The sequence below is a fragment of the Burkholderia sp. COPS genome (assembly GCF_019425585.1).
GTDB lineage: Bacteria > Pseudomonadota > Gammaproteobacteria > Burkholderiales > Burkholderiaceae > Burkholderia > Burkholderia cepacia.
In genome coordinates this window covers 1-20,370 of record NZ_WIXR01000020.1, presented here as the reverse complement: position 1 = coordinate 20,370, position 20,370 = coordinate 1, and the positions used below count along the sequence as shown (strand labels likewise).

Sequence of the window (20,370 nt, the reverse complement as noted above, 5' to 3'; positions counted from 1 at the left end):
GGCGCGCAGCCCCGGGGCACACGATCAGGACTTCGCGATGTTCTCGAGCATGTGGCGCGCATCGTTGATCAGCACGCCGAAGTCGACCGTATCCGGCGCGGTTTCGACGCCGGTGATCACCGCCGTAATCACCGCCTTCGACCCGTTGTGATACGGATACACCTGCGTGACATACGTCATGTCGCGACCATGCAGCGTGGACACGAAGTAGCTGCTGTAGATCTTGCCCGTCACGGGATCGGCCCAGCCCTGCCGCGCGGTCATCGGACGCGCGAGACGCATGAAGTTCGCGGTCACCGATTCCGAGTTGTACGGCGAATCCACCTCGAAGCGGTAGACGATTTGCAGCGACGTCAACTGCGTGCGCAGGTCCGCGTCGTTGAAGTTCGGCACCGGAAACTTGCCGATCAGCCCCTGCTGATAGGCATTGCGCGTCATCGGCTGAAACGCGACCTGATAACCCTTCGGCGATTCCTGCACGTTGAAGTTGACGTCGTACTTCACGCCCGACCCGGCGACCCCGTTGTCCGTGCGCGCATGGACGACGAACGATCCGGGCGTCAGGTTCTCGAAGCGAAGCCGGTAGTACTGCGCGTTCGCGATGACCTGCACGCTGCGGCTGTCGTAGCCGACATCGCGGACGATGACCGTCGAATACGGCGCGACCTTGCGTGGCTGGATGCCGGGATCGTTCGGAATCTTCAGGACGACCGGCTTCTGGCTCGACACGTCGGTCCGGCCCGCGTCGGACGTCAGCGCGCCCATGATCCCCTGGCCGGCCTGTTGAAGCGGGTTCGTCGCGCCGCACGCGGCGAGCGAAGCGGCCGCGACGACGATTGCGAGGCGGCCTGCCAGGGGACGGGTAAAGACGGACTTCATAAGGTGAGAGGCTCCATTTTTTCGTTGGAATAGGTCTCGGCCTTCCACGGCATGCACCGTGCTGGTCTGGACACGTTGCACAGAAAGCCGGACGTCGTCTCTATATCGGCGCAACGCGACCGTTCTTTAAGCCGCCGACACCGGCCATGTCGCCCGCGCCGCCGCCTCGATGGCTACGACGCGCGATATGCGGTTTAATGCCCTGCATCGTTCACATTAAGAGACACGAAATGCTCAACCTCGACGACCTTCGGCTCGTACGCGCGATCGGCACGTCGCGCTCGCTGGCCTCCGCCGCCCGGCTGCTCGATCTCACGCCGCCCGCGGTCACGATCCGCCTGCAGCGGATGGAAGCGCGCCTGAACGCCAGGCTCGCGGTGCGGCAACCGAAAGGGGTCGCATTGACCGACGAAGGGCAACGGCTGTACCAGGAGGCCGTCGACATTCTCGAGCGCGTGGAAGCGCTGCCGGTCAGCATTTCAGGCGACCACGGCGACGTGCAGGGCACGCTGCGCGTCGTCGCCCCGCTAGGCTTCGGGCGAAAGTACGTCGCGCGGATCGTGCGCGACCTGCAGCGTGCACACCCGAAACTCGACATCGCGCTCCACCTGTCGGACAGCCCGTTGACCAGCGCGTCGGGAGCCGACGTGGTCGTGCACGTCGGCAGCCTCAAGTCGTCGTCGTGGATCGGCTATCCGCTTGCGCCCAACGAGCGATTTCTGTGCGCGAGCCCTGCCTATGCCCGTCGCATCAAGGCATTGAACCATCCGTCCGACCTGGCCCGATACGACTGCCTGTGCCTGCGCGAGAACGACGAGGACATCCCGCGATGGCGCTTCTCGTCAGGCGGCGACGTCAAGGGTGCCCCACGCCGGTCCGCCGTGATCCGCGTCACCGGCGCGCTGTCCTCCAACGACGGCACCGTCATCACCGAATGGGCGCTGGCCGGGCTCGGGATCGTCGAGCGCTCCGAGTGGGACGTCGCGCCGCTGCTCGCGAATGGCAGGCTCGTCCGGTTGCTGCCCGACTGGCACCTGCCGCCCGCGCCGGTCACGGCGCTGTTGCCGTCGCGCACCGGCCGCTCCGCGCGGCAACGGGTCTTCCTCGAAGCCGCGACGCGGTTGCTGAGCCCGCCGCCGTGGCGCGGCAAGGCATGAGTTGTGCCGGGCTCGGACTTTGGCTTCGGCTCGCGCGATCCGGTCGATTAAACCGTGTTTAATGCCGTATTAGCGTTGCGTTAAACACGCGGCCCGTCGACGCCCCTACAGTGTTCGCATCGGCAACCTTCCGAGGCAACACATCGTGGACCTTCAAACCCTCAACACCCCGGCCGCCCTGATCGACGTCGGCCGCATGCGTCACAACATCGGCCGCATGCAGGCACATCTGGACGCGCTCGGCGTCCGGTTCCGGCCGCACGTCAAGACCACCAAATGCACGCACGTCGTCGATGCCCAGATCGCCGCGGGCGCGCAAGGCGTCACGGTGTCGACGCTCAAGGAAGCCGAACAGTTTTTCGCGCACGGTATCCGCGACATCGTCTACGCGGTCGGCATGGTGCCCGCGAAGCTCGGCCAGGCGCTCGCGCTGCGCCGGCAGGGCTGCGACCTGAAGCTGGTCACGGACAGCCTGCCCGCCGCACACGCGATCGCCGAATTCGGGCGTGCGCATGGCGAGCGCTTCGAAGTGTGGATCGAGGTCGACGTCGACGGCCACCGCTCGGGGATCCCGCCCGACGCCGGCCTGCTGATCGACGTGGGCCGCGCGCTCGTCGACGGCGGGATGGTGCTCGGCGGCGTGCTGGCGCATGCGGGCTCCAGCTACGACTACAGCACGCCCGAAGCGCTGGCGGCCATCGCCGAACAGGAGCGCAGCCGCACTGTGCGCGCGGCAGAACGCCTCCGGGCCGCCGGGCTGCCCTGCCCGGTCGTGAGTATCGGCTCGACACCCACCGCGCTCGCGGCGCGACACCTCGACGGCGTCACCGAGGTGCGTGCCGGCGTGTACGTGATGTTCGACCTCGTGATGCACAACATCGGCGTGTGCGACCTGTCCGACATCGCGCTGTCGGTGCTGACCACCGTCATCGGGCACCAGGAAGAGAAAGGCTGGGCGATCGTCGACGCAGGCTGGATGGCGATGAGCCGCGACCGCGGCACGCAGCGTCAGGCGCGCGATTTCGGCTACGGGCAGGTGTGCACCGAACACGGCGACGTGCTAGGCGGCTACGTGATGAGCGCCGCCAACCAGGAACACGGGATCGTGTCGCACACGGGCGCACCCGACTCCGGCATCGCGCAACGGTTTCCGATCGGCACCCGCCTGCGCATCCTGCCGAATCACGCGTGCGCCACCGGTGCACAACATCCCGAGTATCAGGCGATCGGCGACGACGGCAGCGCGCAGGCGTGGCCGCGCTTCTACGGGTGGTGAGCCGAACCGCACGCCCGCATCTTTTCGCCGATACATTGACTATTTGTCCAAATCTGGACAAAATTTAAACACCCTCGTTTTGCGTTGCGCCGAAAGCGCTTGCCCGAACATGCCGACAGACGCCCGACTCCTGCTTCTCGACCGCGATGCCGTCGAACCCGCCCTCGAGGCCGCGCAAGTGACGGCCGCGGTTCGCGAAGCCTTCGTGCTGCACAGTCAACGGGCCGGGCGCGTGTTTCCGGTGGTTCGCGAGAAGCTGCACACGGGCGGCGTATTCGGGATCAAGTCGGGCGACGTCGCGTGCCAGGCGCTGCTCGGCTTCAAGGCGGCCGGGTTCTGGCCCGGCAACCGGGCGCTCGGCGGCGAACCGCATCAGGCCACCGTCGCGCTGTTCGATCCGGCCACGGGCCGCCCGCTGTGCATCATGGACGGCAATGCGATCACCACCGCGCGAACCGGTGCCGCCGGCGGCCTCGGGCTGCAACTGCTCGCGCGGCGCGACAGCACGCGAATCTGCGTGTTCGGCACGGGCGTGCAGGCGCGCGTCCAGCTCGACTACGCGCTCGGGCTGCTGCCGCAACGCTGCACGGTGCGGTACGTGAACGTCAGCGGCGAGCCTGACCCGGGGTTCGAATCGGCGTTCCGGGAGCGATGCACGATCGGCGTGGCACGCGACCGGAACGACGCGGTGGCCGATAGCGACGTGGTCATCACGGCCACGCCGGGCGGCGGCGCACTGTTCGATGCGGACGCGGTTCGGCCGGGCACCCACCTGACCTGCGTCGGCGCCGACACGGCCGGCAAGCGCGAGCTTCCGGCCGGCGTGCTGGAACGCGCGCGCATCGTCGTGGACGATCACGATCAGGCGCGCAGCATCGGCGAGTGCCAGTGGGCACCGGATTTGCCACGCACGGAAATCGGTGACATCCTCGCCGGAACCGCGTCGGTCGACCGCGCGCCGCACGAGATCACCGTCTTCGACATGACCGGGCTGGCGCTTCAGGACCTGACCGTCGCCCGCTTCCTGTATCGACAGGCCCTCGAAAACGGCACCGGAATCTCCATTCCGTGGCCGTGGTAAACGAAACCCTCTCGTCAACCGCCATGCGTCTCGCCAAAGTTTCCGCCCTCTCGTTCGACCTGGACGACACCCTGTGGCCGTTCGGGCCGGCCGTCGTACGGGCCGAAGCGGCACTTCACGCATGGTTGATCGAGCACGCGCCCGGTACCGCGCGTGTGCTGTCCACGCAGCAGGCGTTGAGCGGATTGCGTGAGGAATACGAACGATTGTGCCCCGGGCTCGCCGGCGATTTCCGTGCGATGAGGATCGGATCGATCCGGCTTGCGCTGGAGCGTGCGAACGAGGATGTCGCGCTCGCCGAGCACGCGTACGCGGCGTTCTTTGCCGCGCGCAACCGGGTCGAATTCTATGACGATGCGTTGCCGGCGCTCGCGTGGCTGAGCGCGCGGTTTCCATTGATCGCGGTGACCAACGGCAACGCCGACCTCCGGATGACCGGCGGCGGCGAATACTTTCGTGCGACGCTCAGCGCGCAGGCGTTCGGGGTCGCGAAGCCGGAGCCCGGGATCTTCCATGCGGCGGCGGAAACGCTCGACGTGCAGCCGGCGGAACTGCTGCACGTCGGGGACGACTATCACCTCGATATCGTCGGTGCGTTGAACGCGGGGCTTCAGGCAGCGTGGGTGGTTCGCGACCCGCATCCGGAACCGGAACGTGTGCCGCAGCAGGCCGCCGCGCCGCACCTGACGCTCAACGACCTGTCGATGCTGTGTCGCGCGCTCGGCGGGCCTGACGACGTAGCGTGAGCGCAAGCGCCTGCGTGCGCCGCGTGCGCGACGCACGCATTACCGCCATGACTTGCTGACGACAGGCACTCGCCCGCTGCGCAAATGGAACGGCCGGCCGCCGCACGCTCACGCCGCCTTGCGCGCGTCCGCGATCCGCTGCGGCGCGTTCGGCCGCGCATACAGCCGTTCGAGGTACGCCCGCAGCTGCGGGAACGATTCGATCAGGTTGCACTCGCCGGCCCAGTCGATCAGGTAAGCCGTCACGCAATCGGCCACCGTCAGCGTGTCGCCGACGATGAACTCGCGCCCTTCCAGATGCTTGTCCAGAATCGCGGCCATCGTCCTGAAATCCTCGCGCGCCAGCTCGATGTCGGCCGGCGAGCGCTTCTCCGGCGGATACAGGAACGAATGCCGCGTGATCCGCCACAGCGGCTGCTCGAGCTCGGTCACCGCGAACATCACCCACCGGTAGGCCTGCGCGCGCAGCGCCGGATCGACCGGCAGCAGCGCCTTCTCCGGGTACTTGCCCGCGAGATACAGCACGATCGCGGCCGATTCGGGAATCACGAGGTCGCCGTCCACCAGCACGGGCACCTTGCCGGCCGGATTGAGGCGCAGGAATTCGGGCCGCTTGTGCTCGCCCTGGAGCAGGTTCACCGAGACGAACTCGAAGTCGGCATCCAGCTCCTTCAGCCCCCACAGCGCGCGTTGCGAGCGGGTGCCGGCAAATCCGTAAAGCTTCATCGCCAGTCTCCATCCAGAATGTCGGAAATGTCTGCATGCCGGCCACGGCGCTTCGCCGATCCGCAACGCCTGGCCTCGCGCGTCGGCGCGTCGTTTACGCGCCGGGAATCGCCAGCACCGGCATCACGTCGATCGCCACGCCCGGGAACAGCGTGAAATGCGGATGGCCTTCGAACAGGGCGGCCGCCGCATCGTGCGACGCCGCCCGCACGACGGTAAAGCCGCTCATCGCGTTCGACGTGTCGGTGACGCCTGCCGCATCGATCGTCTTCGTCTTGCCGAGCGGCCCGCCCATCTCGACGATCGCGTCGCGATTGCGGTCGACCCAGGCACGCCACGCGGCGATACCGTCGCGCTCGCGCGTGCGCCGTTCGTCTTCCGGCAGCGCCAGCCAGGCCTTCATGGCCGGGCTATCCTTGGCGCCGAGAAATACCGCGAGATACAACTGCTGTTGAGCACTCATGCCGCCTCCTCCGGTGACGGGCACGACGGACTGCCGCGCCTCGACCTTGACACGATAGGTTGATATCAACACAATTGCAACATGGCACGAAAAGAAAAGCTCCCTTTCGAAACGACGCTGATGGTGCGCGATTGCTGCCTGTGCCTGCACATGCAGCGCGCGGCGCGTAATCTTGCGCGGATCTTCGACGATGTGCTGCGCCCGCTGGACCTCACCAACGGCCAGTTTTCGCTGCTGATGTCGCTGAACCGGCCGCAGCCGGCGCCGATGAAATCGGTCGCCTCGCTGCTCGCGATGGATCGCACCACGCTCACGGCCGCGCTCAAACCGCTCGAGCGGCGCGGCCTCGTCACGATTGCGCAGGACCCGGACGACCGGCGCAGCCGTCTGCTCGAACTGACGCAGGCCGGCCACGACCTGCTGGCCGAGGCATTTCCGCTGTGGCAGCAGACGCATGCCGAGATCGAACGGCCGTTCGCACCGGAGGAAGTCGATCAGTTGCGCGGCCAGTTGCGTGTGCTGTCCGTCGATCCGGCCGCACGCGGCTGAACGGAACCGGCGCGCGACTTACCGAGGCAGGCCGGCCGGCTTCCGGCCCTTCTTCGGCGACAGCAGTCGGGCGAATTCCTGCAGGAAGGCCACGGGCCCGTGCGCATGCAGCGCCTGCCCGCTGCTCAGCGCGCCGTCGATGACGGTCGCGAGCCGCAGCGCGAAGGTTTCCGGTTCGTCGACGCCCATCGCGCCCGCCAGCTCGGTCAGCCGGCGCCGCAGCTCCTGCTTGTGCGCGACGGCCACCTTGCGGGCCGGATGATTGCCGTCCGCGTATTCGGCGGCGATGTTGATCTGCGGACAACCGCGATAGCCGGGGCGCGCGATGCGTTCACCGATCCATTGCAGCTGCGCATCCAGTTCCTCGCGCGGCGTGCGCCGGTACCGCGCGGCCACCGCATCCCAATGCGCCCAGAAATCGGCGTCCTCGCGCAGCAGGAACGCTTCGATCAGGTCGTCCTTCGTCGCGAAGTGACGATAAAGGCTCGTCTTCGCCACACCCGCCTGCGCGACGATCAGATCCACGCCGACCGCGCGCGTGCCCTCCCGGTAGAACAGCTCGCTGGCCGTTTGCAGAATGCGTTCGCGCGTATCGGGCGCGTTCCCTGGTGTACCTGTTTCCTTTTTCATCCCGACCCGGCCGTACTGGCCGCCCTTGCCGCAACAGTGAGCCGATCATAGCACCGCAGGATTGACGACGATACAGGTCTGTACTATAAAACAGACCGTTCTGTATCGGAGTTGATCATGGACGATCGAATGACGGTTGCAGTCTATGGCGCCACGGGTCATACCGGGCGGTTTGTCGTCGCCGAGCTCGCACGGCGCGGCCTGCGCGCGATCCGCATCGGCCGCGATGCGGCGCGGCTCGCGGAAGGCGGCAGCGAAGCGTCGCTCGCGCGCGTCGCCGCGATCGACGATCCGGCCGCGCTCGACACCGCGCTGCGCGGCGCGGATACCGTGATCAACTGCGCGGGGCCGTATCTCGATACCGCGCTGCCGCTGGCCGATGCCGCACTGCGTGCCGGCATCCCCTATCTCGACCTGACGGCCGAGCAGCCGTCGGTGCTGGCGCTGGCCGAACACTGCGATGCCCGGGCACGCGCCGCGGGCGTGACCGTCGTGCCGGCCGCGGCGTTCTACGGCGGCCTGGCCGATCTGCTCGTCACGGCCGTCGTGGACAGGAACCTGCCGATCGAGCGCGTCGATATCGCGACCGGGCTCGACCGCTGGCACCCGACGCGCGGCACGCGCGTGACGGGCGAACGCAACCGCGCGGTACGGCTCGTGCAGAAGGACGGAAAACCGACGCCGGTGCCGTCGACCCCACGCGAACGCGCATGGCCGTTCCCGCCGCCGATCGGCCGGGTCGACGTCACGCTGCTGCCGTTTTCGGAAGTGATGACGCTCTCGCGCCACCTGCGCATCGACACGATCGAATCGTGGCTCGCGACGCTCGCGCTGCGCGACGTGCGCGATGCCGCCACGCCGCCGCCCGAGCCGACCGACACGCTGGGCCGCTCGGCGCAGCAGTTCGCGATGGACGCGATCGTCGTGCAGGGCGGCACGACGCACCGCGCGACCGCGTCCGGGCGCGACATCTACGCGGTCAGCGCACCGATCATCGTCGAAGCAGCCGCGCGCCTGATGACGGGCCACACCGTCGTGTCAGGCGGCGTGCGCAGCCTCGGCGAACTGTTCGACGCACGCGATTTTCTCGCGGCGCTCGATTCGGTGGCAGTATCGTTCGGCACGACGACCGACCCGGTTTTCCACAAGGAGACACAAACATGAGCAGCAACGAGAAAGGCGCGTATTTCCGGTCGCTTCACCGCGCGGGCCAGCCGCTGGCGCTATTCAACGTGTGGGACGCCGGCAGCGCGCGCACGGCGGCCGACGCGGGCGCCGTCGCGCTGGCAACCGGCAGCTGGTCGGTCGCGGCGGCCAACGGGTTCGTCGACGGCGAGCAGATGCCGCGCGCGCTCATGATGAACGTGCTCGAGCGCATCACGCGCGCCACCGACCTGCCCGTCACCGTCGATCTCGAAAGCGGATACGGCGAGCGGCCGGAAGATGTCGCCGCAACGATCGCGCTCAGCATCGACGCCGGCGCGATCGGCTGCAACCTCGAGGACAGCTTTCCGGCGACGGGCGAATTGCGTGACGTCGAAGCCGCCGCAGCGCGTCTCGCGGCAGCCCGACAGGCTGCGGATCGCGCGGGCGCCGACTACTTCATCAACGCACGCACCGACGTGTTCTTCAAGGCGCCGGCCGACACGCACGACGAGCGCCTGCTCGACGCCACGCTGGCCCGCGCACGCGCATACGCGGCGGCCGGCGCCGACGGGCTCTTCGTGCCCGGGCTGCGCTCGCCGGCGCTCATTCGCGCGCTGACGGCCGCATCGCCGCTGCCGGTGAACGTGATGCGCGTCGCGGAAACGCCGACATTGGCCGAACTCGCGGACTACGGCGTGGCCCGCATCAGTCACGGGCCGTATCCGTACCTGCAGGCGATGAAGACGCTGGCGGAGATGGTCAGGCAAGGCGGCTAGGCGATTCGCGGGACGAACGGCCTCGCGCGCGCATCGATCGAACGATTACATCCCGTGTAATTGGCGCACGACACGGCCGCTCCTACGCTTCGGGTGTCGCGCCGCCATTCCGGCGGCGCTCATCGCCCCGGAGACGTCATGTCCGCCTACCCGCTTCACACCCTCGCCTCGGCACCGGCTGAATCGAAGCCCGTGCTCCAGCAACTCCAGCACACCTTCGGCACGATCCCGAACATCGCGGCGGCCATGGCCGCGTCACCGGTGCTGATCAACGGCTTCATCGGCCTGTTCGAGCGCGTGCACGCAAGCAGCCTCACCGAGCCGCAGATCCAGACGCTCCTGCTCACCAACGCGGTCACGAACGCGAGCGAGTGGCCGGTCGCATTCCATACCGCGCTGGCGCTGAAACAGGGTGTGACCCACGCCGACGTCGACGCGATCCGCCGCGGCAACCTGCCCGGCGATGCGCAACTGGCCGCGCTGTCGGCCACGGCACGCCAGTTGATCGACACCCGCGGCCGCCTGGCCGATGCCGACCGGCAGGCGTTCCTCGACGCCGGCTTCAACGATGAACAGTTGCTGGAAGTGATCGCGGTGGTCGCCGCGTCGACGATCACGAACTACGTCGGCAGCGTGACGCGGCCCGCGCTCGAAGCACCGTTCGACGCGTTCGCGTGGCATGCGCATGCCGCGTGAGTCCGATATAGTCGTTCGCGTCGCTCACGGAACGCCCACGGAGGCACGATGAACGCCAGCCGCCGCGATCGGCACGCGCCGCCGCACGAACTGGGCCGGTTGCTGCGCTACTGGCGCGACGTGCGCGGCGTGAGCCAGCTCGACCTGTCGCTCGACGCGGGCATCTCGCAGCGCCAGATCAGCTTCATCGAAAGCGGGCGCAGCGTGCCGGGCCGCGACACGCTGCTGACGCTCGCGCAGACGCTCGATGTGCCGCTGCGCGAACGCAACGCGCTGCTGCTCGCGGCCGGTTATGCGCCCGTGTATTCGGAAGCGCCGTGGGATGCGCAGGAGATGCACGGCGTGATCCGCGCGCTGGAGCGGGTCGTGCACCAGCACGAGCCGTTTCCGGCGATCGTGATGGATCGCCACTGGAACGTGCTGATGACCAACGACGCGGTACCGCGCTTTTTCGGCTGCTTCATCGACATGGCCGCGCGCGACGGCCCGCGCAACCTGCTGCGCCTGATGTTCGATCCGCACGGCATGCGGCCGTTCATCGCCGACTGGGATACGGTATCGCGCAGCCTGCTGCAGCGCGTGCATCGCGAATCGGTCGGCCGCGTGATCGACGACGACACGCGGCTGCTCCTCGACGACCTGCTCGCCACCTCCGATGCGCCGAGCGACTGGGCATCGCCGCCGGCCCCCGCCGCCGCGCCGTCGCTGCCGGTCATCCCGATCGGCTTCGTGCATGAAGGCGTCGTGCTGCGCTACTTCTCGCTGGTCACGACGGTGGGGACGCCGCAAAGCGCCGCCGCGCAGGAATTGCGCATGGAATGCATGTTCCCCGCCGACGACGCAACCGACGCGCGCCACCGGCAGTTGCTCGACGCGCACGCGCCGATACGCTGAGCGGGGGCATCCGGCGCATGCGCGACACCTTCGAAACTCAGGATGCCTTGACGAAATCGATGAACGCGCGCAGCGCCGGCGGCACGAGGCGGTGCCCCGGATAGTAGAGAAACGGCCCCGAAAACGGTCGCCACCACGGTTCGAGCACCGGTTCGAGCGCACCGCCGTCCATATGCGGGCGCAGCCAGTCTTCGAACAGATGCACGATCCCGGTGCCGGCGATCGCCGCGTCGACCATCAGGTCCGTCGCGCCGCCGATTTGCACCAGCAGCGGCCCGGGGGCCGGCTCGACCCGCACGACCTCGCCGTCGCGCTCGAACTCCCACGGCGGCATCGCGCCGCTCGCGAAGCGTCCGCGCACGCAGCGATGGTCGAGCAAATCGCGCGGGTGACGCGGCCGGCCGTGATGGTCGAGATAACCGGGCGCGGCCGCGGTCGCGAAGCGCTGGATGCGCGGGCCGATCGGTACCGCGATCATGTCCTGTTCGAGCCGTTCGTCATAACGGATGCCGGCGTCGCACCCGGCCGCCAGCACGTCGACGAAGTTCTCGTCGGCGATCACTTCGAGCCGGATATCCGGGTACGCATCGAGAAAACGCGGCACGATCGCGGGCAGCACGAGCCGGGCCGCGCTGACCGGCACGTTGAGCTTCAGCGTGCCGGCCGGCTTGTCCCGGAATTCGCCGACCCCGTCGAGCGCCGCTTCCACTTCGGTGAGCGCGGGCCCGAGGCGCAGAAGCAGCCGCTCGCCGGCTTCGGTGAGCACGACGCTGCGCGTCGTGCGGTGCAGCAGGCGCACGCCCAGTCGTGCTTCCAGCCGGCGCACGGCCTCGCTCAGCCCCGACGCGCTCAGGCCCGTCATGCGCGCGGCGTCGCGAAAGCCGCTGGCGCGCGCCACTGCCATGAACGCATTCAGGTCGCCCAGATCGGTTTGCATTGTTCGCCTTTTCGTACAACCCGTGCGGATTATGACGGCTTATCGCGCAGACAGCCAATGCCTATGCTGGGCGCACTTTCGACAGGAGCACAGTCATGTCCGACATCCGACACACCGCCGCCTTCCGGCTCGGCGACCGCCACGTCAAACGCATCGGCTACGGCGCGATGCAGCTCGCGGGACCAGGCGTATTCGGCCCGCCGAAGGACCGCGATGCCGCCCTGAACGTATTGCGCGAAGCCGTCGCGTCCGGCGTCGACCATATCGACACCAGCGATTTCTACGGCCCGCACGTGACCAACCGGCTGATTCGCGAAGCATTGCATCCGTATCGCGACGATCTCGTGATCGTCACCAAGATCGGCGCGCGACGCGGCGACGACGCATCGTGGCTGCCCGCCTTCGCGCCCGCCGAACTCGAACGGGCCGTACACGACAACCTGCGCAACCTCGGGGTCGACGTGCTCGACGTCGTCAACCTGCGCATCATGTTCGACCCGCACGGGCCGGCCGAAGGATCGATCGAGGCGCCGCTGAGCACGCTCGCCGACCTGCAGCGGCGCGGGCTCGTCCGCCACGTCGGCCTGAGCAACGTCACGCCCGCGCAGGTCGCGCAGGGCCGGCGGATTTGCGACATCGTGTGCGTGCAGAACCACTACAACGTCGCCCATCGCGGCGACGACGCGCTGATCGACGCGCTCGCCCGCGACGGCATCGCCTATGTGCCGTACTTTCCGCTCGGCGGCTTCTCGCCGCTGCAGTCGTCGACACTGTCCGACGTGGCGGCGCGCGTCGGCGCGACGCCGATGCAGGTCGCGCTCGCGTGGCTGCTGCGTCGCGCGCCGAACGTCCTGCTGATTCCCGGCACGTCGTCGGTCGCGCATCTGCGCGAGAACCTCGCGGCGGCCGGCCTCGTGCTGCCGGACGATGCGCTCGCGGACCTCGACCGCATCGCAGGCGCCGGCACCGCCTGACGCTCGACGGGCGGACGGCCGCCGACGGGCCTGCATCACCGCACCACCATGCCGGCCTGCCGGCCGGTCAGGACGCGGCGACGCCGACCCGCTTCGGCACGCCCGTCACGATCGCCGCGACCGCGACGGCCAGCACGACGGCCGCGCCCACGAACACGCCAGCCGCGCCGTTCGCGTCGAACACGACGCCGCCGGCCGCCGCCCCCGTCGCGATGGCAAGCTGGATCGCCGCGACGATCAGCCCGCCCGCGCTTTCGGCTTCATCGGGCACGGTGCGCGTGACCCAGGTCGACCACGCGACCGGCACGCCGCCGAAGGCCATCCCCCACAACGCGACGAGCACCGCATCGATCATCGGTGCGCGGCCGAGCGCGACGAGCGCGACAGCGAGCACGACCATCAGCGCGGGCATCGCGATCAGCATCGGCCGCAGCCGGTGTTCGAGCACGCGGCCCGCGAGCGACGTACCGACGAAGTTGGCGATACCGTAGCCGAGCAGGATCGCCGACAGGCCGTTCACGCCGACGCCCGCGACCTGTTCGAGGAACGGCCGCAGATACGTGAAGAACGCGAAGTGCCCGGTGAACACGAGGATCGTCGCGAACATCCCGAGGCCGACGGTCGGCCGGCGCAGCACGTCGACCAGCGTCCGCAGCCGCGTCGTGCCGCTCGGCGGCAGCGACGGCAGCGTGACGAGCTGCGACACGAACGCGATGCCGCCGAGCGCGCCCGCGATCAGGAACACGTTGCGCCAGCCGATCAGGTGACCGAAGTAGCTGCCCATCGGCGCAGACGCGATCGTCGCGACCGCCACGCCGCTGAAGATGATCGACAGCGCACGCGGCACCATCGCCGTCGGCACGAGCCGCATCGTGGTGGCCGTCGCCATCGTCCAGAAGCCGCCCAGCGCGACGCCGAGCACGACGCGGCCGATCAGCAGCATCGTCAGGCTGGTCGCGAACGCGACCGCGAGATTCGACGCGACCAGCAACACCGAAAACGCGAGCAGCACGCGCCGCCGGTCGATCGTACGCGTCACCGCCGAGATCAGGAGGCTCGTGACGAGCGCCACCGTCGCGGTGGCCGTGACGGCCTGCCCGGCGACGCCTTCGGTCACGCCGAGACTCTCGGCCATCGGCGTCAGCAGGCTCGCGGGCAGGAATTCGGCGGTGACGAGCCCGAACACGCCGAGCGCCATCGCAAATACCGCGCCCCAGGCCGGTTCGCGGGGGGCCGCCGTCGCGGCGACAGAGGAAATTCCGGGATTCATGCGTCGTTCCGTGTCGTTTAGGGAAAATACCGATGACGGCGTATCGTAAGGAACCACGGCAGGACGGTCTATGACATACAATCCGCTCTTGTTGATCGATCGTCCGAATCTCGCCATGTCCGAGCCCCTGTCTTCGTCCACGTCCGACGTACACGACCTCGTCAGCGAACTGCTGCTGGGGATGCGCCTGAGCGGCGTCCAGTACCGCCGCATCCAGGTGGCGCGGCCGTTCGGGCTGAGTTTCGGCGATGCGCCGGGCCGCGCGCAGTTCCATTTCGTCGGGCGCGGGCCCGTGCTGCTGCGCGACGCGAACGGCGAGACGATGCGGCTCGAAGCCGGCGACGCGATCCTGCTGCCGCACGGCGGCATGCACGCGCTGGTCTCCGACCCCGATGCGCCGTGCCGCGAGATCAACGGCTTCGAGGTCGCGAAGATCTGCGATACGGTGGCGTCGGTCGCGTCGGTGGCATCGGCGGGCGCGTCGCCGGCAAGCTGCGCGACGACCGAGCCGGGTGCCGGCGACGCGCTGATCTTCAGCGCATGCATGGAGCTCGACCTCGGCGGCATGCAGCCGCTCGTCGGCACGATGCCCGAGTTCATGCACGTCGGCACGCTGCTCGCGCGCTACCCGGAAATCCGCCCGATGCTCGATGCGATGGAGCGCGAATCCTGCTCGGCGCGCGCGGGCTTCGCCGGCATCCTCGCGCGGCTCGCGGACGTGGTCGCGGCGTTCATCGTGCGCGGCTGGGTCGAATGCGGCTGCGGCGACGCCACGGGCTGGGTGCAGGCGCTGCGCGAACCGAAGCTCGGCCGCGCGATCGTCGCGCTGCATCGCGATCCGGGCCGCAACTGGAGCGTGGCGGAACTCGCCACCGAAGCGGGCGTGTCACGTTCGGTGTTCGCCGAACGCTTTCTCGCGGCCACCGGGATGACGCCCGTGCGCTACCTGACCGAGCTGCGGATGCGGCTCGCCGCGCAATGGATCACGCGCGACCACGAGACGATCGAGGCCGTCGCGTACCGGCTCGGCTACGGCTCGCTCGCCGCGTTCAGCCGCGCGTTCAAGCGCGTGGTGGGCAAGCCGCCGGGCGCCGTGCGCGCGGACGGCGAAGCGCGCGTCGAAGCGTAACGCGCGACGTGTCACGCGCCATGTATCGCGCGTGATGCCGGCCGCGGCCGCCGGCCGTCGCCCGAGTTGCCGCCCGAGTTGCCGCCCGAGTTGCCGCCCGAGTTGCCGCCCGAATTGCCGCCCGAATTGCCGCCCGAATCGCCGCCACGCGTGATTGCCGCGCTCAGCCGCTGCGCGCTTCCAGCCTGTCGACCAGCGCCGTCGCGCACTGCACGGCAAGCGCCGCGCACTGCTCCGCATCCACCACCGCGCCGCCGGCAACGGTGCCTTGCACGATCCGGCCCAGCAATTCCTTCGAGAGATCGGCGATCTCGTGATCCCGTTCCGTCATGATGTCCCTCCTGCGCGTCGACCGATGGTCTCCACGCGCTCACGTCCCCTGTCCGTTCAACGTTCAACGTTCAACGTTCAGCGCCATTTCGCCCGCACGACGATCTGCGCCTGCGTGTCGCGCTCGATGCGTTCGAGCGACGCGCGCAACGCCGTGAATTCGTCCGGCGTACACACCTGGCGGCCGAAATCCGCCGTCATCCGCCGCGAGACCTGCACGACATGCGCGGCCGCGTCGAATACGTAATGCGACGTGAAGTCGACGAAGCGGTCGTGCACGGCCGTATCGGCCGGCAGGTCGGTCACCGCGACGTCGGCCGGCAGCGCGATCTGGCCGGTCTCGTCGAACGTGCCGCCGATACAGCCCCACGGCTGCGTGCGCACGGGTTCGGCCAGCCAGCTCTCGACCTGCGTCGCGATGCCGCCCGTCAGGCTCGACAGCGCGGGCAACGCGGTCGTGCCGTCGGGCCATACGAAATGATCGAGCGTGCCGGAAAGCGTCACGTCGAACGGTCCGTCGGTCACGCGCCGGTCGCTGGTCGACAGTTGCGCGCGGCCGCGCAAGCCGCTTTGCCGCAGACGGTTGTTCGCGAGCTGGACCATCGCGTCGGGCGTCGCGCGGCGAAACAGGTTGCGTTCGAGTTCGGCCGTCCAGCCGTCATCCTCGATGTACGCGTGAAACTGCGCGGCACCCGGCCCGGCCGCATCGATTTGAATCCGCGCGACGCGGCCGCGCGGCTGCGTGGCCGGCGTGCGTGACAGCACGCCCGAATCGACGAGCAGCGCGGGGCGATCCATCACGATGGGCGGCAGATAGCCGAACGCGATGCCGGCCGTCGTCGTATCCGCATAACGGGCGAGGTCGGGCAGCCACGTGATCGCATGATTGATCGCCCCGCCGCCGTAACCGGGCACCGACGGCAGCGTGTAGACGGATCCGAGATTGATCAGCACCGGTTCGCTGCGGATGCCGACCGCCGCGAGCAGCGCGCCGAACAGCGCGACATGATCCTTGCAGTCGCCGTAGCGGTTGCGCAGGATGTCGGTGACGCGATGCGGCGCGGCAGCCGTTTCGCCGAGAAACAGCCCGACGTAGCGCACGTTCGCCTGCACCCAGTCGTACAGGATGCGCGCCTTGTCGCGCGGATCGGCAGCGCTCGCGGTCAGCGCGCGCGCCAGTTGCGTCACAGCCGGATCGTCCGTGCCCGGATCGATGGCCGCGTTGCGGTAGCGCGCGGCGAACGCCGCATAGTCGGGCAGCGTCGACACGACGAGCCGGTCGCCGTAGGTCGCGTAACCGACCGCGCCGTTCTCGATGCGGTCGTACGGGCCGTGCCGGTAGTCGAACTCGTAGCGCGTGCGGCCGTTCGCGGTGACCGGCGGCAGCGCGACGTAGCCGCGCGCATCCGCGTACAGCGGCATGTCGGCCGGCACGTCGAAGATCAGCCGCTCGTTGTCGACCGGCTCGCGCGACGGCTCCACGGTGTAGCCGAAGTAGCCGCGGTTGACGGGCTTCGTGCGGGTCTTGCGGAACGCCACGCGCGTGCTCGACCCGGCTTCGACGCCGGGAAACACGACGGTGCGCAACAGCCCGTCCTGGAACGTCGGCGCGCCGGCCGAACGCGGTTCCTGCACGTCGCGGATGCCGTCCACGCCGACCGGATGCGCGACACCGTCGCGGTCGATCGTCTCGGCCGCGAGCAGCTCCACCTTCTCGAGATTTTTGTCGAACCACACGTAGCGCTGCGCGACGGCATCGATGCCGTTCGCGTCGTTCGCGCGCAGCGTCGAATCGTCGTGCTCGTCGAGCGAACCGTCGCGCTGGATCACGAATTCGTGGACGTCGCTGACGAGCGTGACGGGCGCTGTGCCGGCTGTGCCGGCTGTGCCGGCTGTGCCGGCCGCGTCGTGCGGCGCGTCGGCGGCCACGTTCGCGCCCGGGCCCGCACCGGCCGCATGCGATGCGCCGAGCGCAACAGCACATGCCAACATCCAGCCGGCCAGGCCGACAGAAAAGCGCACCACATCGCACCTCGTCGCGGTTCGGAAAACGCGGCCTCGCGGCGGGCAAGGTCACGCGCGCGGCCCTCGTGCCGGCCAGTGTGGGCGACGCATCCGCACGCGTCAAGCCGGCGCAGGCCGACCTACAATGAGTCATCGATGTGTCATCGCGCGCGGCCGGGAGGCCCCATGGAAAGCGCAATCGTGGAAGGCGTCGTCCTGCTGGCATTCGCCGCACTCGCCGCGCTGTTCTTCTTCAAGCGCCCGGGGCGCGACCGCGCGAGAGCCAGATTCCATCATCCGCTGCTGCGGCGGCCGAACCGTCCGCATCGGCATCACCGGCCCTGACGGCCGCTGCCCGGTCGCCGGCGAAGCGTGCCGCGTCGCGTCCACGCGGGCGTGCAACGCGGCCGCGCCCGCTCGCTAACCGACGTTCATCGGCAGCAGCACCATCTGCTTGCCCTCGACGTGCAGGCGCGCCTGCAACTCGACCGGCGTCTGGTTGTGCAGCCAGGCCGTCAGGAAATTCACGCGCCGGAAAATCAGCTTGCTCGCGAAGCACACGGCATTCGGGTACGCGTCGAGCGTCGACGACGCGAGGTTCATGAATTCGACGACGGGGTTCGTGCCGAACGCGATCCGGTAGTCGGCCGCGATGCCGCTGCGACGGCAGTGCGCGACATAGTAGTCGAGCGCTTCGGTGATCGAGTGACGCAGCCGTTCGAGATGTTCGTGACCGTCGTACGCCTTCGCGTCGACTTCGCCCACCGCGAGGAAGATCACGTTGCGGAAGTGCCCGGGAAACAGCCGGTTGACCCACAGCAGCGCGTGCATGCTCGCACCGCGATGCTTGCCGACCAGCAGCACGGCGGTCGGCTGCGTCGGGTCGGGCTTGCCCGGCGCGGCCGTCTCGTCGACTTCGGGCGCCTTGCCCGAGAACAGTTCGTCCTCCTTGGCGAGTTGCGCGCGCGTATACGCGTAGTGGCGGTTGATCATGAAGCACAGCGCGATCACCGCGCTCGTCACGAGCACCGTGAGCCAGCCGCCCGCCGTGAACTTCTCGATCAGCGTGATGCCGAGCACGGTCGCCGTCACGCTCAGCCCGAGCGCCGACAGGAAGAAGTGCTTGAGCCAGCCCGGCTCGCTGCGATGACGCCACCAGTACGTGCACAGCCCGAGCAGCGACAGGCTGAACGTGAGGAACACGTTGATGCTGTACAGCACGACGAGCACGTCGACGTTGCCGTGCGTCCACAAGAGGATCAGCAGGCTCGACAGCCCGACGACGATGATGCCGTTCTGCCGCACGAGGCGCCCCGACAGGTCGCGGAAATGGCGCGGCACCCATGAATCCGACGCCATGTTCGACAGCACGGCCGGGCCGTCGAGGAAGCCCGTCTGCGCGCCGACCAGCAGCAGCCCGGCCTCGAACGCGAGCACGGCCGCGAGCAGCGCGTGGCGCGCGAACGCCGAGCCGAGCCCGAGGTGGTCGATCACGCTGCCGAACACGACCGCGTTGAGCGTCTCGCCGTCGACGGGCTTCGCGTGCCACAGCATGTACAGCAGGATGATGCCGCCGGCCGTGAACGCGAGCGACGTCGACATGTACCACATCGTCACCTTGCCGTTCGGCACGCGCGGATCGGCAAGCATGTTCACGTTGTTCGACACGGCCTCGAGGCCCGTATAGGTGCCGCCGCCGAGCGAGAACGCGCGCATCAGCAGCGCGAGCAGCACGAACAGGCCGAGCGACTGCGACATGCCGTGCGCTTCGTGCACGGCGTCGGGCACGACCATCGCGAGGCTGCTGCCGTGCACGGCGACGCCGTACACGATCAGCCCGAAGTGCAGGATCACGAAGCCGATGAAGATCGGCAGCAGCACCATGATCGATTCGCGCATCCCGCGGAAATTGAGCCCCGTCATCATCAGGATCAGCACGATCTCGGTGGTGAGCTTGAAGGCTTGCGCGCTGACCGGCAGCAGGCTGAAGAATGCGTCGACGCCGCTCGCGAGCGACGTCGCGACGGTCAGCACGTAATCGACCAGCAACGCCGCGCCTGACACGAGCCCGGGCTTCGACCCGAGCAGCGCCGTCGCGACGCGGTAGCCGCCGCCGCCCGTCGGGAACAGCTCGATCACCTGGTTGTAGCCGAGCGCGATGATGAACACGGTCGCCGCCGTCGCCAGCGCGAGAAACAGCGCGAGCGCGTGGTGCTGGCCGAGCGCGAGGAACGCCTCCTCCGGGCCGTAGCACGACGACGACAGGCCGTCGGCGCCGAGCCCGACCCAGGCCAGCAGCGGCGTCACGGCGATCGCATGGCGCGTGCGCGGATCGAGGGGGTCGAGCGGCTTGCCGACGAGCAATTGCCACACTTTCTGGAATGCGGTCATGGTCCCCTCCCGGAACGTCCGGCGCCACGCGCTGCGTGATCCTTTAAAACTAATCGACGCACGGGCGCGGCGCCAGTCCGCATCTTCCATAGGGGCCGCCCGGCGGCCCGGCACCGCTTTCAGCGTGTAAACGAACGACGCCGGCAGCCACGCGCCGGATCGTCCGCCCGCACGCACTCGCGCAACACGACGAACCTGCCCCGGCGACCTTCGACGGGATCTTCGTGGCGACCTTCACGGTGATCTTGCCGGCCGCCGTCCCGCGCCCGCCGGCCCCACACGTCGTACCGCCCGATACCGGCCCACCCCGCTCGCC

The 20,370-nt window shown here is 68.7% G+C and carries 21 protein-coding genes; 12 read left to right on the top strand and 9 right to left on the bottom strand.

What is annotated here, in order from left to right; genetic code table 11:
* Positions 1–24: 24 nt before the first annotated feature.
* Complete coding sequence (locus FOZ70_RS19970) at positions 25–879, bottom strand: hypothetical protein (protein ID WP_021158371.1); 855 nt, start codon at positions 877–879, stop codon at positions 25–27.
* 230 nt (positions 880–1,109) lie between these two features.
* Between FOZ70_RS19970 and FOZ70_RS19965 the strand changes: the two genes are divergently transcribed.
* The 4 genes from FOZ70_RS19965 (at position 1,110) to FOZ70_RS19950 (ending at position 5,139) form a co-directional block, all read left to right on the top strand.
* The gene (locus FOZ70_RS19965; RefSeq protein WP_219706568.1) at positions 1,110–2,036 is read left to right on the top strand and encodes a LysR family transcriptional regulator; all 927 of its coding nucleotides are present in this window, start codon (positions 1,110–1,112) and stop codon (positions 2,034–2,036) included.
* A gap of 145 nt (positions 2,037–2,181) precedes the next feature.
* Entirely contained in the window at positions 2,182–3,312 is a 1,131-nt protein-coding gene (locus tag FOZ70_RS19960) for a DSD1 family PLP-dependent enzyme (RefSeq protein WP_059624175.1), read from the top strand.
* A gap of 109 nt (positions 3,313–3,421) precedes the next feature.
* Positions 3,422–4,393 (top strand): ornithine cyclodeaminase family protein, encoded by a 972-nt coding sequence (locus tag FOZ70_RS19955; protein ID WP_059687606.1) that lies wholly within the window; start codon positions 3,422–3,424, stop codon positions 4,391–4,393.
* A gap of 23 nt (positions 4,394–4,416) precedes the next feature.
* Positions 4,417–5,139 carry an HAD family hydrolase gene (locus FOZ70_RS19950; RefSeq protein ID WP_059556163.1) on the top strand — a complete coding sequence of 241 codons (723 nt, stop codon included), beginning with the start codon at positions 4,417–4,419 and terminating at the stop codon, positions 5,137–5,139.
* A 108-nt stretch (positions 5,140–5,247) separates the two neighbouring features.
* Here the strand turns inward: FOZ70_RS19950 and FOZ70_RS19945 are convergent, their stop codons facing one another.
* Positions 5,248–5,865, bottom strand: a complete 618-nt coding sequence (locus tag FOZ70_RS19945; protein ID WP_219706567.1) for a glutathione S-transferase family protein — start codon at positions 5,863–5,865, stop codon at positions 5,248–5,250.
* A gap of 94 nt (positions 5,866–5,959) precedes the next feature.
* Positions 5,960–6,328 (bottom strand): hypothetical protein, encoded by a 369-nt coding sequence (locus FOZ70_RS19940; protein ID WP_219706566.1) that lies wholly within the window; start codon positions 6,326–6,328, stop codon positions 5,960–5,962.
* Between the two features lie 81 nt (positions 6,329–6,409).
* Between FOZ70_RS19940 and FOZ70_RS19935 the strand changes: the two genes are divergently transcribed.
* Entirely contained in the window at positions 6,410–6,877 is a 468-nt protein-coding gene (locus FOZ70_RS19935) for a MarR family transcriptional regulator (protein ID WP_048020415.1), read from the top strand.
* Between the two features lie 18 nt (positions 6,878–6,895).
* Here the strand turns inward: FOZ70_RS19935 and FOZ70_RS19930 are convergent, their stop codons facing one another.
* Entirely contained in the window at positions 6,896–7,507 is a 612-nt protein-coding gene (locus FOZ70_RS19930; RefSeq protein WP_059624172.1) for a TetR/AcrR family transcriptional regulator, read from the bottom strand.
* 117 nt (positions 7,508–7,624) lie between these two features.
* Between FOZ70_RS19930 and FOZ70_RS19925 the strand changes: the two genes are divergently transcribed.
* The 4 genes from FOZ70_RS19925 (at position 7,625) to FOZ70_RS19910 (ending at position 11,019) form a co-directional block, all read left to right on the top strand.
* A complete protein-coding gene (locus FOZ70_RS19925; protein ID WP_219706565.1) occupies positions 7,625–8,671 on the top strand; it encodes a saccharopine dehydrogenase NADP-binding domain-containing protein in 1,047 nt (348 codons plus the stop codon).
* Positions 8,668–9,429, top strand: coding sequence for an isocitrate lyase/phosphoenolpyruvate mutase family protein (locus tag FOZ70_RS19920; protein ID WP_219706564.1), 762 nt, complete (start codon positions 8,668–8,670; stop codon positions 9,427–9,429). Before FOZ70_RS19925 ends, FOZ70_RS19920 begins: the two co-directional genes overlap by 4 nt.
* Before the next feature lie 138 nt (positions 9,430–9,567).
* Positions 9,568–10,125 (top strand): carboxymuconolactone decarboxylase family protein, encoded by a 558-nt coding sequence (locus FOZ70_RS19915; protein WP_048020420.1) that lies wholly within the window; start codon positions 9,568–9,570, stop codon positions 10,123–10,125.
* Positions 10,126–10,173: 48 nt separating this feature from the next.
* Positions 10,174–11,019 carry a helix-turn-helix transcriptional regulator gene (locus tag FOZ70_RS19910; protein ID WP_219706563.1) on the top strand — a complete coding sequence of 282 codons (846 nt, stop codon included), beginning with the start codon at positions 10,174–10,176 and terminating at the stop codon, positions 11,017–11,019.
* 37 nt (positions 11,020–11,056) lie between these two features.
* Here the strand turns inward: FOZ70_RS19910 and FOZ70_RS19905 are convergent, their stop codons facing one another.
* Positions 11,057–11,956, bottom strand: a complete 900-nt coding sequence (locus tag FOZ70_RS19905; protein ID WP_059589421.1) for a LysR family transcriptional regulator — start codon at positions 11,954–11,956, stop codon at positions 11,057–11,059.
* 95 nt (positions 11,957–12,051) lie between these two features.
* Here FOZ70_RS19905 and FOZ70_RS19900 point away from each other — a divergent pair, with 95 nt between their 5' ends.
* On the top strand, positions 12,052–12,930 hold the full coding sequence (locus FOZ70_RS19900; protein WP_219706562.1) for an aldo/keto reductase family oxidoreductase: 879 nt from the start codon (positions 12,052–12,054) through the stop codon (positions 12,928–12,930).
* 67 nt (positions 12,931–12,997) lie between these two features.
* Here FOZ70_RS19900 and FOZ70_RS19895 read toward each other — a convergent pair whose 3' ends face one another.
* Complete coding sequence (locus FOZ70_RS19895; RefSeq protein ID WP_219706561.1) at positions 12,998–14,200, bottom strand: MFS transporter; 1,203 nt, start codon at positions 14,198–14,200, stop codon at positions 12,998–13,000.
* A 70-nt stretch (positions 14,201–14,270) separates the two neighbouring features.
* Between FOZ70_RS19895 and FOZ70_RS19890 the strand changes: the two genes are divergently transcribed.
* A complete protein-coding gene (locus tag FOZ70_RS19890) occupies positions 14,271–15,329 on the top strand; it encodes an AraC family transcriptional regulator (RefSeq protein ID WP_048020429.1) in 1,059 nt (352 codons plus the stop codon).
* A gap of 163 nt (positions 15,330–15,492) precedes the next feature.
* Here the strand turns inward: FOZ70_RS19890 and FOZ70_RS19885 are convergent, their stop codons facing one another.
* Positions 15,493–15,660 (bottom strand): hypothetical protein, encoded by a 168-nt coding sequence (locus FOZ70_RS19885; RefSeq protein ID WP_021161681.1) that lies wholly within the window; start codon positions 15,658–15,660, stop codon positions 15,493–15,495.
* A gap of 77 nt (positions 15,661–15,737) precedes the next feature.
* On the bottom strand, positions 15,738–17,651 hold the full coding sequence (locus FOZ70_RS19880; protein WP_219706573.1) for a DUF3857 domain-containing protein: 1,914 nt from the start codon (positions 17,649–17,651) through the stop codon (positions 15,738–15,740).
* Positions 17,652–17,849: 198 nt separating this feature from the next.
* On the opposite strand from FOZ70_RS19880, the gene FOZ70_RS19875 reads away from it, so the two are divergent.
* Positions 17,850–18,008 (top strand): hypothetical protein, encoded by a 159-nt coding sequence (locus FOZ70_RS19875; protein WP_021161679.1) that lies wholly within the window; start codon positions 17,850–17,852, stop codon positions 18,006–18,008.
* A gap of 75 nt (positions 18,009–18,083) precedes the next feature.
* On the opposite strand, the gene FOZ70_RS19870 is transcribed toward FOZ70_RS19875, so the two are convergent.
* Positions 18,084–20,054 carry an APC family permease gene (locus FOZ70_RS19870; protein WP_219706560.1) on the bottom strand — a complete coding sequence of 657 codons (1,971 nt, stop codon included), beginning with the start codon at positions 20,052–20,054 and terminating at the stop codon, positions 18,084–18,086.
* Between the last annotated feature and the right edge of the window lie 316 nt (positions 20,055–20,370).